The sequence below is a fragment of the Phenylobacterium sp. Root700 genome (assembly GCF_001429025.1).
Taxonomy (GTDB): Bacteria; Pseudomonadota; Alphaproteobacteria; order Caulobacterales; family Caulobacteraceae; genus Phenylobacterium.
Genome location: NZ_LMHT01000034.1, coordinates 33,901 through 46,990 on the forward strand (window position 1 = coordinate 33,901; position 13,090 = coordinate 46,990).

The 13,090-nt window shown below is 69.9% G+C and carries 16 protein-coding genes; 15 read left to right on the forward strand and 1 reads right to left on the reverse strand.

The annotated features are described in order from the left end of the window. The first annotated feature begins 92 nt into the window (after positions 1-92). From ASE02_RS17865 to ASE02_RS17885, 5 genes are all read left to right on the forward strand, one after another. Entirely contained in the window at positions 93-920 is an 828-nt protein-coding gene (locus tag ASE02_RS17865; protein WP_056735905.1) for a phosphatase PAP2 family protein, read from the forward strand. A 92-nt stretch (positions 921-1,012) separates the two neighbouring features. After that, positions 1,013-2,029, forward strand: coding sequence for a methyltransferase (locus tag ASE02_RS17870; protein WP_056735907.1), 1,017 nt, complete (start codon positions 1,013-1,015; stop codon positions 2,027-2,029). 46 nt (positions 2,030-2,075) lie between these two features. Continuing rightward, positions 2,076-2,507: a hypothetical protein gene (locus ASE02_RS17875; protein WP_056735909.1), complete on the forward strand. Its 432-nt coding sequence runs from the start codon at positions 2,076-2,078 to the stop codon at positions 2,505-2,507. A gap of 4 nt (positions 2,508-2,511) precedes the next feature. Next, positions 2,512-3,591: a ribosome small subunit-dependent GTPase A gene (gene rsgA / locus ASE02_RS17880; protein ID WP_056735911.1), complete on the forward strand. Its 1,080-nt coding sequence runs from the start codon at positions 2,512-2,514 to the stop codon at positions 3,589-3,591. A gap of 94 nt (positions 3,592-3,685) precedes the next feature. Then, positions 3,686-4,009 carry a hypothetical protein gene (locus ASE02_RS17885; RefSeq protein ID WP_156406113.1) on the forward strand — a complete coding sequence of 108 codons (324 nt, stop codon included), beginning with the start codon at positions 3,686-3,688 and terminating at the stop codon, positions 4,007-4,009. A gap of 252 nt (positions 4,010-4,261) precedes the next feature. On the opposite strand, the gene ASE02_RS17890 is transcribed toward ASE02_RS17885, so the two are convergent. Continuing rightward, entirely contained in the window at positions 4,262-4,600 is a 339-nt protein-coding gene (locus tag ASE02_RS17890; RefSeq protein ID WP_369818592.1) for a hypothetical protein, read from the reverse strand. A 510-nt stretch (positions 4,601-5,110) separates the two neighbouring features. Here ASE02_RS17890 and ruvC point away from each other — a divergent pair. From ruvC to ybgF, 10 genes are all read left to right on the forward strand, one after another. Beyond that, positions 5,111-5,614: a crossover junction endodeoxyribonuclease RuvC gene (gene ruvC / locus ASE02_RS17900; RefSeq protein ID WP_156406114.1), complete on the forward strand. Its 504-nt coding sequence runs from the start codon at positions 5,111-5,113 to the stop codon at positions 5,612-5,614. After that, complete coding sequence (ruvA, locus tag ASE02_RS17905; RefSeq protein ID WP_056735924.1) at positions 5,611-6,228, forward strand: Holliday junction branch migration protein RuvA; 618 nt, start codon at positions 5,611-5,613, stop codon at positions 6,226-6,228. The genes ruvC and ruvA overlap by 4 nt, the downstream gene beginning before the upstream one ends. Positions 6,229-6,388: 160 nt before the next feature. Beyond that, on the forward strand, positions 6,389-7,429 hold the full coding sequence (gene ruvB, locus ASE02_RS17910; RefSeq protein WP_056735926.1) for a Holliday junction branch migration DNA helicase RuvB: 1,041 nt from the start codon (positions 6,389-6,391) through the stop codon (positions 7,427-7,429). Positions 7,430-7,528: 99 nt separating this feature from the next. After that, positions 7,529-7,969: a YbgC/FadM family acyl-CoA thioesterase gene (locus ASE02_RS17915; protein ID WP_056735929.1), complete on the forward strand. Its 441-nt coding sequence runs from the start codon at positions 7,529-7,531 to the stop codon at positions 7,967-7,969. A gap of 128 nt (positions 7,970-8,097) precedes the next feature. Further along, positions 8,098-8,799, forward strand: coding sequence for a protein TolQ (gene tolQ / locus ASE02_RS17920; protein WP_056735931.1), 702 nt, complete (start codon positions 8,098-8,100; stop codon positions 8,797-8,799). A gap of 3 nt (positions 8,800-8,802) precedes the next feature. Continuing rightward, complete coding sequence (locus ASE02_RS17925) at positions 8,803-9,279, forward strand: ExbD/TolR family protein (protein WP_056735933.1); 477 nt, start codon at positions 8,803-8,805, stop codon at positions 9,277-9,279. Then, positions 9,266-10,120, forward strand: coding sequence for an energy transducer TonB (locus tag ASE02_RS17930; RefSeq protein WP_235536750.1), 855 nt, complete (start codon positions 9,266-9,268; stop codon positions 10,118-10,120). Before ASE02_RS17925 ends, ASE02_RS17930 begins: the two co-directional genes overlap by 14 nt. 15 nt (positions 10,121-10,135) lie before the next feature. Then, on the forward strand, positions 10,136-11,431 hold the full coding sequence (gene tolB / locus ASE02_RS17935; protein WP_056735935.1) for a Tol-Pal system beta propeller repeat protein TolB: 1,296 nt from the start codon (positions 10,136-10,138) through the stop codon (positions 11,429-11,431). A 130-nt stretch (positions 11,432-11,561) separates the two neighbouring features. After that, positions 11,562-12,113 (forward strand): peptidoglycan-associated lipoprotein Pal, encoded by a 552-nt coding sequence (pal, locus tag ASE02_RS17940; RefSeq protein ID WP_056735937.1) that lies wholly within the window; start codon positions 11,562-11,564, stop codon positions 12,111-12,113. A 126-nt stretch (positions 12,114-12,239) separates the two neighbouring features. Beyond that, the gene (gene ybgF / locus ASE02_RS17945; RefSeq protein WP_056736567.1) at positions 12,240-13,076 is read left to right on the forward strand and encodes a tol-pal system protein YbgF; all 837 of its coding nucleotides are present in this window, start codon (positions 12,240-12,242) and stop codon (positions 13,074-13,076) included. The last annotated feature ends 14 nt before the right edge of the window (positions 13,077-13,090 follow it).

Sequence of the window (13,090 nt, forward strand, 5' to 3'; positions counted from 1 at the left end):
ATCTGACGAAACCTAGCGGCGCCGCCAGCCTAGGTTGCCGCAGGGAAAACCGCTTAATGTCGCGCGGAATCACAGGACACGGGGAACACCAGATGCGCGCATGGCTGATGACTTTGGCGGCTTCGGCCCTGATGGCGGGCTGCGCCACCACCAGCGCCGGACCCCAGACCCTGGCGCAAGGCCCCAAGCCGCTGAAGGAGCTGCTGCCCGGCTACCTCCCCGGCTACCTGCTGCCCGGAACCGCGCCCTCCAGCCTCTCGCTGCTGCCGCCGCCCCCAGCGCCGGGCTCGGCCGCCCAGGCCCGCGACGACGAGGCCTCCAAGGCCGCGCTCGCCCTCCACGGAACCCCACGCTGGAGCCTGGCGACGGAGGACGCCGAGCTGAAATTCCCCAAGGCCGCCGAGACCTTCGCCTGCGCCATGGACGTGAAGATCAGCCAGGCCGACACCCCCTATCTCTACCAGCTGCTGCGCCGCACCCTGGCTGACAACGGCCTGTCCACCTATCCAACCAAGAACAAGTACAAGCGGGCCCGGCCGTTCACGCTCAACGGCGCGCCGATCTGCACGCCGCATGAGGAGAAGGTGCTGCGCAACGACGGCTCCTATCCCTCGGGCCACAGCGCCGTCGGCTGGGGCTGGGCGCTGGTCCTGACCCAGGTCGCACCCGACCGCGCCAACGAGATCCTGGCCAGGGGCCGCGCCTTCACCCAGAGCCGGGTGGTCTGCAACGTCCACTGGCTCAGCGACACCGAGGAAGGCCGCATGATGGGCGCGGCCACCGTCGCCAAGCTACAGTCGGATCCCGATTTCCGCGCCGACGTCGAGGCCGCCAAGGCCGAGGTCGCCGCCGCCCGCGCCAAGGGCCTGAAACCCGACCGCGACTGCGCGGCCGAGGCGGCCCAGCTGGCGGCGGGATAACAACACCGAACATCGTTCAGCGAACGCGGCTTGACTGTCGCGTGCGTTGGATCGACCGTCCAGCCGGGGCGCTTCTGCGAGGGAGGCACGGCATGGACGCGCGCACGATCACGCCCCAGGCGATCATGGAGCTGGGCTGGGGGTTCTGGGGCTCGAAAGCCCTGCTCAGCGCCGTCGAGCTTGGGGTCTTCACCGAACTGGCCGCCGGCGCCCAGCCGCTGGAGGCGCTCACCGCGCGGCTGAACCTGCATCCCCGCTCGGCCCGCGACTTCTTCGACGCCCTGGTGGCGCTGGGCGTCCTGGCCCGCGAGAACGGCCTCTACGCCAACACCCCGGAGACCGCGCTCTATCTCGACCGCGCCAAGCCGACCTATGTCGGCGGCATCCTGGAGATGGCCAATCTGCGCCTCTACCGCTTCTGGGACGGCCTGACCGAGGGGCTGCGCACTGGTGCGCCGCAGAACGAGGCCAAGCACGGCGGCCAGGACCTGTTCGCCACCATCTACGCCGACCCCGCGGTGCTGGAGAGCTTCCTGCGCGGCATGACCGGGGTCAGCCTGCCGGCCGCCCAGGCCATGGCCGTCCTCTTCCCCTGGAGCGAGGTTACGTCATTCGTCGACGTCGGCTGCGCCCAGGGCGGGGCGACGGCGACGATCGCCATGGCCCATCCCCACCTGAGCGCCACCGGCTTCGACCTGCCGGTCGTCCAACCGGTGTTCGACGCCTATATCGCGCAGAACGGCCTGGCCGGCCGGGTCAGCTTCCAGCCCGGCGACTTCTTCACCGGACCGATGCCCAGCGCCGACGTCATCATCATGGGCCACATCCTCCACGACTGGGACCTGGAGCAGAAGCGCGTCCTGCTGGCCAAGGCCCACGCCGCCCTGCCGACCGGCGGGCGCCTGATCGTCTATGACGCCATCATCGACGACGACCGGCGCCAGAACGCCTTTGGCCTGCTGATGAGCCTCAACATGCTGATCGAGACCCTGGGCGGCTTCGACTACACCGGCGCCGACTGCATCGGCTGGATGAGGGACGCCGGCTTCACGGGCGCCCACGTCCAGCCCCTGGCCGGCCCCGATTCCATGGTGATCGGGACGAAGTAGCCGCCTGCGACCTTGACGCGGCGCGGCGGCTGACGTTCCGTCCGGCATGCCTGATCCCGCCCCCCTGCGCCGCCTCATCGACCTGCCCGGCCTCAAGGAGCTCGAGCAAAAAGCGCTGATGCAGCCGCGCTACGCCGACGCCGACGCCCGCGCGCAGTTCCCCGAGATCGACGACTGTTCCCGCGCCGTCTTCGGCCTGACCCAGGACGAGGCCGACGACGTCCCGCGCCCCGAGGGCTGGGACAAGATCGACCGCCGCCCGCTGCGCGAGCAGGTCGAGGCCTTCGAGGCCGAGGGCTGGGACGTCACCGACGACAAGCGCCGCCCGCTGCGGATGCTCGACCACTTCGCCCCCCAGCTCTGGCTGGCCCTGCGCGGCGTCGCCGGCGAATTGCCGTTCCAGGCCGAGGTCGAGCCCGACCCGATGAAGTCGTCCCTGGCCATGGACGCCGCCCGCTTCCGCCGCGACCGGCGCTAGGGACGTGCCGGCGAACCTCCTCCAGCAATACGGATGGTCCGATCCCCTGGCGCTGGCCTTCGCGCCGCACGCGGCCGACGGCCACACCCCTGGCCGCATCGTCGTCCAGCAACGCGGCGGCTACCTGGTCCTCACCGATGAAGGTGAGATCGAGGCCAAGGCCTCGGGCCGCCTGCGTCACGAGGCCGGAGAGATGGGCCATCCGGCGGTCGGCGACTGGGTGGCGCTGTCGCTGGACATGACCCAGCGCACCGCCACCATCCACGCCATCCTGCCGCGCCACACCGCGTTCGTCCGCCGCGCCGCCCACCTGCGCCGGCCCCAGGTCCTCGCCGCCAATATCGACGTCGCCTTCGTCGTCACCTCGATGAACGCCGACCTCAACCCGCGCCGGATCGAGCGCTATCTCGCCGCGGCCTGGCAGAGCGGCGCCCGCCCCGTGGTGGTGCTGACCAAGTCCGACCTCTGCCCCGATCCGCAAGGCGAGGCCGCGCAGATCGCCGCCCTGGCCGGCGACTGCCCGGTGCTGATGGTCTCGGTGCGCCAGGGCCTGGGCCTGGACGCCCTCCTCGCCCAGGTCGCCCCGCGCGAGACCTGCGTGCTGATCGGCTCGTCCGGAGTCGGCAAGTCCACCCTGGTCAACGCCTTCCTGGGCCAGGACAAGATGGCGATGCAGGCGATCCGCGAGTCCGACGACCAGGGCCGCCACACCACCAGCCACCGCGAGCTGGTCCTGTTGCCCAGCGGCGCCTTGATCCTCGACACCCCCGGCATCCGCGAGGTCGGCCTGATCGACGCCGAGGAGGGCGCCAGCGTGGTGTTCGACGACATCGAGCGGCTGACCCAGGACTGCCGGTTCAACGACTGCGCCCATGCCGGCGAACCGGGCTGCGCCGTGCGCGCGGCGCTGGAGAGCGGCGCCCTGGCCCCCGACCGCTGGGCGCACTTCCAGAAGCTCGGGCTTGAACTGGCGGCGCTGGAAGAAAAGGCCGAGCGGACGGCCAAGAACGTCGAACGCCGCCGCAGCGCCGCGCTTCAAAAGGCCTATCGCACCACCAAGAAGGACGCCCGCGGCGGCGCCTGATCACCGGCCACGGCGAAGCTCTTGCAGAATGTCGCCCGCTTCCGCCCAGGAACGGGTTAGGTGTGGGGGACTATCAGCCCTGCGAGAGATGATCATGCCCGCCTACACCATCGTCACCACCAGTGCGACCCAAGGCAGCGACGCCGCCGAGGTGAACACCCTCACCGACGATTTCGGCGACCAGAGCGAAGCCATCGGCTATTCGCGGCGCATGGCCGAAGAGATGGTCGGCATGGCCCACCAGCTCACCCTGGACTTCGACTACAGCAATGTCGGCCTCTATGACGGCGACCTGCTGGAGGAAGACCTCGACCCAACCCATGCCGCCTTCGTCGGCATCTGGATCCTCGACGAAGAAGGCGCCGCCTTCGTCCCCGCCGACGACTTCCGCGAAAGCATGGCCGAGGAAGCCAACTAGTCCCGAGGTCCCTCTCCTTCGGGAGAGGGACAGTCCGCGAACGTTCAGATCCTCCCCCGCTGGGGGAGGTGGCGCGCGCAGCGCGACGGAGGGGGCTTGCTGAAGACGTCAAAGNGCATCTAGGCCGACAGCCCAAAGACCCCTCACCCAACCTCTCCCCAACAACGGGGAGAGGAGAAGAGAGAAAAATCCCTCTCCCTCGGGAGAGGTCAGGTGAGGGGGCGGCGCACGCCGCTCTACGTCCCGCCCGCCTCACCAACCAGAGCCCCCCGGCCGCGCCTTCAAATCCCAGGCCTTCGCCGTCAACACCGCCATCCGCTGGCGCATCCGCGCCAGCACCTTGTCGGCGGCGCGCTGTCCGCCCGGCCCGGTCGCCAGCACCAGCTCCACCGACCGCTCCCGCAACATGAAGGCCTGGACCCGCCGCGCCTCGCCGTAATCGCGCGCGAGCTGCGGATGGTGATGCAGCCAGCTATAGACCGTGCCGACGCTGACCATCGCCTCGTCCCAGCAGATCTCCGAGCAATAGCTCTGCGAGCATCTCGGGACCGCGCCCCCGCGCGAACTACGACGCCGAGGGATTGGCCCCAGCGTCCCGGCGCGGGAGAAATTCGAACTGGCTGTCGGGGGCGGCCGGCGCCACGCGGGCCAGGGGCGGCCTCAGGGTCGTTCTGAGCAATTCTATCGGCGCCACGAGGTATCTGAGGTCGGACGCCAGGGGGTGGCCGTCAGCTGTCAAAAGGTTGGTCAAATTTAGCTTTCCTACGCCGCAGGCGAGACCTGACGTCTGTCAGGCTGCGCGGCTGTGTTGTGTGGTGTGGTTGAAAGTCGAAGGGGGGCCGGCGATGGGCGCCTGGGATCTGTCCCAAGCTGCGGCCGTGACCGGGATGCGAAAGCGCATCTCCTCGATCGACAGCATCTAGATATATCGAAGGAGACTTGAAGTCAAGGACAGGCCGCCCGGCCGGGCGCCGGAACGCCGCCAGCGGGCCAGGCGGCGGGCAAATCCAACGCCGCCGCCGTCCCGCCCCTCAACGTTTGCTTAACCCTGCCGACGTCCTGTATCCCTCATTGGAACAGATGACGAACGCGCCGATTCCCATGCACGCCCCTCTCCGCATCCTCGGCCTTGATCCGGGCCTTCGCAAAACCGGCTGGGGAGTGATCTCCGTCGAGGGCTCGCGGCTGGTCCATGTGGCGCACGGGGTGATCGCGCCCAAGGACAGCCTGCCCTTCGCCGAGCGGCTGCTGGTGCTGTTCGAGGCGATCAGCGAGGTCGTCGCCCTGCACGCCCCGCACGAGGCGGCCGTCGAGGAGACCTTCATGAACAACAACGCCGCCTCGGCCCTGAAGCTGGGCCACGCGCGCGCCATGGCGATGATCGTGCCGGCCCGCGCCGGCCTGACCGTGGCCGAATACGCCGCCACCGTGGTCAAGAAATCGGTGGTCGGCACCGGCGCGGCCGACAAGGACCAGGTCGGGTTCATGATCGCCCGCCTGCTGCCCACCGCCGGCAAGACCACGTCGGACGCCGCCGACGCCCTGGCCGTCGCCATCGCCCACGCCCACCATCGCAAGGCGCGCAATCTGGGAGCGGCGGCATGATCGGGCGGCTGCGCGGCCTGGTCGCCGAGGTCGGCGAAGAAGAGGCTCTGATCGACGTGGCCGGGGTCGGCTATGTGGTGCGCTGCGGCTCGCGCACGCTCGGTCACCTGCCCGCCATGGGCGAGGAGACGGTGCTGCACGTCGAGAGCCAGTGGTCGGAATCGATGGGCATGAAGCTCTACGGCTTCCTCGGCCGCGACGAGCGCCGCGCCTTCGTGCTGCTCCAGGCGATCCAGGGCGTGGGGCCCAAGGCCGCGCTCTCGGTGCTGGACGTGCTGCCGCCGGCCGAGCTAGCTGGGGCGGTGGCGCGCGAGGACAAGGCCGCGGTCGGCCGCGCCAACGGCGTGGGGCCGAAACTGGCCCTGCGGATCGTCACCGAACTGAAGGACAAGCCGCTGACCGACGGCCATGTCGCCGCCTTCCACGCCGGGGCCCTGGCCCCCGCCGTCCCGCCGCCGCCGTCGGCCGTGGGCGAAGCGGTCGCGGCCCTGATGGGCCTGGGCGTCGCCGAGGTAAACGCCCGCCGCGTGGTCGAGCAAGCCGCCCTGCGCCTGGGCGAGGACGCCGAGGTCTCGGGCTTGATCAAGGCCGGGCTGCAGGAGCTTGGGCGATGAGTTGCGCTGCTCCGCGTCAGATGCTCCCCCGCTGGGGGAGCTCCCGGCCGCTTGGCCGGGTGAGGGGGACCATGATTCCTTCAGCAAGCCCCCTCCGCCCCGCTGCGCGGGCCACCTCCCCCAGCGGGGGAGGATCTAAGTCCAAGGGCCAGCCCCGCTCATGACCCGCATCATCTCCCCCGACGCCCAGCCGTTCGAGGCCGGCGTCGTGCACGACAAAGCCCTGCGCCCGCAGACGCTCGCAGAATTCGTCGGCCAGGAGCAGGCCAAGGGCAACCTCAAGGTCTTCATCGAGGCGGCCAAGGCGCGGTCCGAGGCGCTGGACCATGTGCTGCTGTTCGGCCCGCCGGGCCTGGGCAAGACCACGCTCGCCCAGATCGTCGCCCGCGAGCTGGGGGTGAACTTCCGCGCCACCTCCGGCCCGGTGCTGGCCAAGGCCGGCGACCTGGCCGCCATCCTGACCAATCTCGAACCGCGCGACGTCCTGTTCATCGACGAGATCCACCGCCTGGCCGCCAATGTGGAGGAGATCCTCTACCCGGCCATGGAGGACCACGTCCTGGACCTGATCATCGGCGAGGGGCCGTCCGCCCGCTCGATCCGCATCGACCTGGCGCCCTTCACCCTGGTCGCGGCGACCACGCGGGCCGGCCTGTTGGCCACGCCGCTCCGCGACCGGTTCGGCATTCCGCTGCGGCTGGAGTTCTACACCCAGGCCGAACTGACCAAGGTGCTGACCGGGGCGGCGGCCAAGATGGGCCTGTCCCTGGCCCTGGACGGCGCGGCCGAGATCGCTGCCCGCTCGCGCGGCACGCCGCGCGTCGCCGGCCGGCTGCTGCGCCGGGTGCGCGACTTCGCCGCCGCCGACGGCTCCGACGTCATCGACGGCAAGGCCGCGGCCCGCGCCTTGGCCAGGCTCGACGTCGACCAGGCCGGCCTCGACGCCCTCGACCGCCGCTATCTCCAGGCCCTGATCGACAACTATGGCGGCGGCCCGGCCGGGGTCGAGACCCTGGCCTACGCCATCGCCGAGGCCCGCGACGCCGTCGAGGACGTGATCGAACCCTTCCTCCTCCAGCAAGGCTTCATCCAACGCACCCCCCGAGGCCGCATGGCCTGCGCCAAGGCCTACGCCCACCTCGGCCTCACGCCCCCGCCGCAGGTCCCCACGCCGGGCCAACCGACGTTGTTCGACGAATAGCTCCGCCCCAGATGCTCCCCCGCTGGGGGAGCTGTCAGCGCAGCTGACTGAGGGGGACTTTGACTTGAGGCGAACGCCGCCCCGCCCTACCCTGCCCCGATGAGCATCGAACCCTCCGCCGGCGTCCTTGAGGGCCGCGAGCATGTCCTGCCGGTGCGGGTCTATTACGAGGACACCGATTTCACCGGCGTCGTCTATCACGGCAACTATGTCCGCTATTTCGAGCGCGGCCGGTCCGACTTCCTGCGGGTGGCGGGGGTGCGGCACGCCGACCTGCTGGACCGGCCCGATCCGGCGGCCTTCGCGATCGTCCGTATGGAGATCGATTTCAAGCGGGTGGCGCGGATCGACGACGCCCTGGCCGTCCGCACCACCTACGATTCGGCCCGCGGCCCGCGGCTGTTCATCAGCCAGCGAATCACCCGCGGCGAGGAACTGGTCTGCCAGGCGGTGGTCGAGGCGGCCTGCATCGACCTCAATGGGCGCCCGCGAAAGCCGCCGCCGGGCATGCTGGACACCCTGCGCCCGCTGTTCGCGTAAGGTTTCCGTAAAACCGCCTTCACCATTTCCGCGTTAGAAGCCGGTTAACCAGACTTGGCGGCCTTAAGTTCGCCACCGCGCGAGGCTTGAACTCGTGCGCCTCATTCCAAACGGAGCCCCTGGAGAGCATGGACGCCGCCCCGATCACCGCCGAGAGCTTCAGCTTCATCAATCTGTTCATCCGCGCCGACTGGGTCGTGAAGTCGGTGATGGTGGGGCTGATCCTGGCTTCGCTGTGGTCCTGGACCGTCATTCTCGACAAGAGCGTGCGGCTGACCAAGCTGAACAAGGAAGCCCGCGACTTCGAGGATCAGGTCGCCACCGGCCGGCCGCTGGAGGACATCGCCGCCGAGGCCGGCGAGCGCCCGACCCAGGCCCTGCCCCGGATGCTGCAAGGCGCGCTGAAGGAATGGCGCGACGCCCGCGGCCGCGGCCTGGTCTCCGAGAGCCAGACCGCCTTCCTGATCCAGCGCATCGACCGCACCCTCGACACCCTGATCGCCCGCGAAAGCGCCCGGGTCGAGAACGGCCTGGGCTCGCTGGCCATCGTCGCCACGGCGTCACCTTTCGTAGGGCTGTTTGGCACGGTCTGGGGTATCATGAAGGCCTTCCAGGCGATCGCCGTGGAGAAGTCGACCAACCTGGCGGTCGTCGCCCCCTCGATCGCCGAGGCGCTGTTCGCCACCGCCGTCGGACTGATCGCCGCCATCCCTGCCTACATCGCGTACAACAAGTTCTCGACCGACGCCGGCAAGTACGGCGGGCGGCTGGAGGGCTTCGCCGACGACCTGTCCACCGCCATCCAGCGCCGCCTGGCCGAGCGGGGCTAGGCGATGGCGCTCTCGACCCACGACGCCTTTTCCGCCACCGGCGGCTCACGCCGTCGTCGCGGCCGCCGCTCGCGCGGCGCGCTGTCGGAGATCAACGTCACCCCGCTGGTCGACGTGATGCTGGTGCTGCTGATCATCTTCATGGTCTCGGCCCCGATGCTGACCGTCGGCGTGCCCGTCGAGCTGCCGAAGACCGAGGCCGGCGCGATGGAGGACCAGTCCGAGCCGCTGACCGTGTCGATCCGCGCCGACGGCGCGATCTATATCCAGGAGGAGGCCGTGGCCTTTTCCAGCATGGCCCCACGCCTGCGCGCCATGGTCGGCGAGCAGTCGACCAAGCCGATCTATGTCCGCGCCGACGGCCGCTCGTCCTACGCCGTGGTCGCCCAGGTCATGGCCGCGCTGTCGACCTCGGGCTTCACCACGATCAACCTGATCACCGACACCGGCGGCCCATCGTCGGGCGGTGAACAGCGCTGAGGCCAAGATGGCGCGGCAGAAGTCCGAATTCTCCGGAGCGATGGCGGCTTCAGCCCTGCTGCACGCAGGGGTGATCGCGTCCGCCCTGATCGCCTGGCCCTGGAACCGGGAGCTGCCGGCCGGGACCGCCGTGCCGATCAACATCGTCGCCAACGCGCCGACCACCAACCTGGCCCCGGCCGTCCAGGCGCCTGAAGAGGCGCCAGCCCAGACCGAGGCCCCGGTTCCCGACGCGCCCGCGACGCCGGCCGCGCCCGAGCCAGGCCCAACGCCGGTTCCGCCCGCCCCGGCCCCAAAGCCCGCGCCGACCCCGGTTCCGACGCCCAAGCCCGCCCCAGCCCTGACCCCGAAGCCCGCGCCGGCCAAGCCGCCGCCCAAGGCGGCCCCGGCCAAGCCCGCGCCGAAGTCGCCGGGCCTGGATCTCGACGCCCTGGCCGCCAGCGTCGCCAAGTCGGCCGGCTCGCAACGCTCATCGGCCGCCAAGGGCGCGAGCCGCCCGGAAACCGCCCGCGAGGCGCGGCCCGACCTGGGCGCCGCCCAGGCCGCGGCGGCTGTCGCGGGCATGACCGACGAACTGCAGCGCCGCTGGAATCCGAATTGCGAAGTGGATGGCGGGCGCGACGTGCGCCTGCGCGTGCTCTTCACGCTCGGCTCCGGCGGGCAGGTGGTCGGCCAGGTCGACGCCGGCGGCAAAGAGCGATCCGCCAATCCCGTGGAGAAAGCCGCCGCCGAGCGCGCCATCCGCGCCGTCTACGCCGCCGCCCCGTTCCGCGATCTGCCGCGTCAATTCTACGGCGACCGCATCGCGGTCAATTTCAACGCCCGCGAAGCCTGTTCCTAGAAGGAGATCTGTCCCATGCGACTGAAGACTCTGGCGCTCGCGCTCGCGGCCGCACTGCTCTCCACCGTGGCGATCACGGTTCCCGCCCAGGCGCAGATCGAGGTCGACGTGAACCGCGGCGACGTCAAGCCGCTGCCCATCGCCATCCCGGTGTTCGGCGGCGCCCAGGGCGCGGAGATCGCCCAGGTGATCACCGGCGACCTGGAACGCTCGGGCCTGTTCGCGCCGATCAACCAGGCGGCCTATCTCGACAAGAACCCGGACGTGAACGTCCAGCCGCGGTTCGCCGACTGGAAAACCATCAACGCCCAGGCGCTGGTCAACGGCCAGGCCACGGTCGAGGGCGGACGCCTGACCGTGAACTTCCGGCTGTGGGACGTCTATTCGGAGCAGCCGCTGCTCGGCCTGCAGTTCACCACCACGCCCGAGAACTGGCGCAAGCTGGCGCACAAGATCTCCGACGCCGTCTATGAGCGGCTGACCGGCGAGAAGGGCTATTTCGACACCCGCATCGTCTTCGTGTCGGAAAGTGGCAGCCGTCTCGACCGCAAGAAGCAGCTGGCGATCATGGACCAGGACGGGGCCAATCCCAGCTACCTGACCGACGGCTCCTACATCGTCATGACGCCCAGGTTCTCCTCGACCAGCCAGGAGATCACCTACATGGCCCTGCGGCCCGAGGGGTCTTCGATCTACCTGTTCAACCTGGAGACCGCGCGCCGCGAGACCCTGGGCAACTTCCCCGGCATGGTGTTCGCGCCAAGGTTCTCGCCCGACGGCGGCCGGGTCGCCTTCTCGGTCGAGCGCAACGGTAACAGCGACATCTACGTGATGAACCTGCGCAGCCGGACCAGCGCCAAACTGACCTCCGATCCCTCCATCGAGACCTCGCCGTCGTTCTCTCCGGACGGCGCGCGGATCGTCTACAACTCCGACCGCGGCGGGACCGCCCAGCTCTATGTGATGGACTCCAGCGGCGGCGGCAGCCGGCGGATCTCCTTCGGCTCGGGCCGCTACACCACGCCGGTCTGGAGCCCGACTGGGGACTTCATCGCCTTCACCAAGCAATCGGGCGGCGAGTTCCACATCGGCATCATGCGCCCCGACGGCTCCGACGAGCGGCTGCTGACCAGCAGTTACATGGACGAGGGCCCGACCTGGGCCCCCAACGGCCGGGTGCTGATGTTCAGCCGCGAAACGCCCGGCTCGGGTCCGCGTTTGTGGACGGTCGACGTCACGGGGCGGATCCTCCGCGCCGCTCCCTATCCGGGGTCGGGGTCCGATCCCGCCTGGTCGCCCCTGCAGAATTAACCAGTCCTGTCAGGTGTAATTTTCCCGCCTGACGGTCTTTTCAAATGTCCGGTCCCCTAAAAGCCAGATAGAAACAAGAAATGGCTGTGGGGACCCGCCATCGTCGAAACTTTAAATAGGAGAAGCCAACGTGCAGAGCTTCAATACCAAGCACGCCCTTCGACTGGCCCTGGTCGCGGCCGCCGCCCTGTCCGTGACAGCCTGCGCCTCGCGTCCCAAGCCGACCCCTGCCCCGGAGCCGACGCCCGCTCCGGCCCCAATGCCGGCCCCTGAGCCCGCCCCGACCGCGCCGCCGCCGACCAGCTCGGTGATCCCGGGTTCGACCCAAGACTTCGTCGTCAATGTCGGCGACCGCGTCTATTTCGACCTCGACAGCTATTCAGTCCGCGCCGATGCGGCCCCGCTGCTGGACGCCCAAGCCGCCTGGCTGGTGCGTTATCCGAACGTGCAGATCCGTATCGAAGGCAACGCCGACGAACGCGGCACCCGCGAATACAACCTCGCCCTCGGCTCGCGCCGCGCAAACTCGGTGCGCGAGCACCTGGTCTCGCGCGGGGTCGCCCCGTCGCGCATCGCGACGGTGTCGTTCGGCAAGGAACGTCCGATCGATCCGGGCACGGGTGAAGAGTCCTACCAGCGCAACCGGAACGCCCACACGGCGATCGTCGGCGGCGCGCAGTAAGACCTGCCCCTGCGAACGAATGCGAGAGGGGGCCCAGCGGGTCCCCTCTTTGCGTTTGAACGCCATATCGCCGCCGGGGCCAAACAGCCCCAATTTGGCCGTCCGTTTTTGTAGATGATGCCGCCCATGATGTTCCGACGCCTCGCCCTGCCCCTGGCGCTCAGCCTGATCGCCACGACCGCGCTCGCCCAGGTCCCGATGGACCCGCTGGACGCCCGTGACGCCCGCCGTCTCGACCGCATGGAACAGGTGATGCGCGAGCTGCGCTCCATCGTCTTCCAGGGCCGCGACTCCGGAAAGCCGGTGGTCGTGCAACCGGCCGAGACCGACTACCAGCTGCAGGAAGTCTCGCGCCGCATGGCCGAGCTGGAACAGAGCCTGACCCGGATGACCGGCGACATCGAGAACGCCACCCGCCAGGCCGAGCTCGCCAAACGCGACACCGAGACCCTGCGCGCCGAGAACAAGGCCCTGAGCGACCGGCTGACTGCGCTGGAGAGCCGCGCCGCCTCTGAGGCGGCGCCCGCGAACCTGTCCGGCGGCCTGGCGGGCGGTCCCTCGCCCACCGCCGGCCTCAGCGCCGCCGAGATCTTCAGCCAGTCGCGCCAGGCGATGCTGGCCGGCGACTACGCCGTCGCCGAGAACGGCTTCCGCGACTATGTCGCCGAGCACGGCGACACCGCCAAGGGCCCCGAGGCCCGCTACTGGCTGGGCAAGACCCTCACCGCGCGCGGCGCCCATGCCGACGCCGCCGGCGCCTATATCGGCGCGATCCGCGGATGGCCGACCACCAGCTGGGCGCCCGACGCCGTGGTTGAACTGTCCCGCGCCCTGATCGCCCTGAAGAAACCCGCCGACGCCTGCCAGACCCTGGCCGAGCTCACCCGCCGCTATCCCAAGGCCCCGCCGGCGGTGCAAAGCCGCGCCGCCGCCGCGCGCACCCAGGCCAAGTGCGCCGCCTAGGCGCGCACGCGCCT

Bases quoted from the DNA above. Each gene is read 5' to 3' on its own strand.
- ASE02_RS17885 (WP_156406113.1), top strand. From the start codon at position 3,686: ATGCCCGCCTACACCATCGTCACCACCAGTGCGACCCAAGGCAGCGAC.
- ASE02_RS17925 (WP_056735933.1), top strand. From the start codon at position 8,803: ATGGCGCTCTCGACCCACGACGCCTTTTCCGCCACCGGCGGCTCACGC.
- tolQ (WP_056735931.1), top strand. From the start codon at position 8,098: ATGGACGCCGCCCCGATCACCGCCGAGAGCTTCAGCTTCATCAATCTG.
- ybgF (WP_056736567.1), top strand. From the start codon at position 12,240: ATGATGTTCCGACGCCTCGCCCTGCCCCTGGCGCTCAGCCTGATCGCC.
- ASE02_RS17870 (WP_056735907.1), top strand. From the start codon at position 1,013: ATGGACGCGCGCACGATCACGCCCCAGGCGATCATGGAGCTGGGCTGG.
- tolB (WP_056735935.1), top strand. From the start codon at position 10,136: ATGCGACTGAAGACTCTGGCGCTCGCGCTCGCGGCCGCACTGCTCTCC.
- ASE02_RS17915 (WP_056735929.1), top strand. From the start codon at position 7,529: ATGAGCATCGAACCCTCCGCCGGCGTCCTTGAGGGCCGCGAGCATGTC.
- ASE02_RS17875 (WP_056735909.1), top strand. From the start codon at position 2,076: ATGCCTGATCCCGCCCCCCTGCGCCGCCTCATCGACCTGCCCGGCCTC.
- ruvC (WP_156406114.1), top strand. From the start codon at position 5,111: ATGCACGCCCCTCTCCGCATCCTCGGCCTTGATCCGGGCCTTCGCAAA.
- ruvB (WP_056735926.1), top strand. From the start codon at position 6,389: ATGACCCGCATCATCTCCCCCGACGCCCAGCCGTTCGAGGCCGGCGTC.
- ASE02_RS17865 (WP_056735905.1), top strand. From the start codon at position 93: ATGCGCGCATGGCTGATGACTTTGGCGGCTTCGGCCCTGATGGCGGGC.
- ruvA (WP_056735924.1), top strand. From the start codon at position 5,611: ATGATCGGGCGGCTGCGCGGCCTGGTCGCCGAGGTCGGCGAAGAAGAG.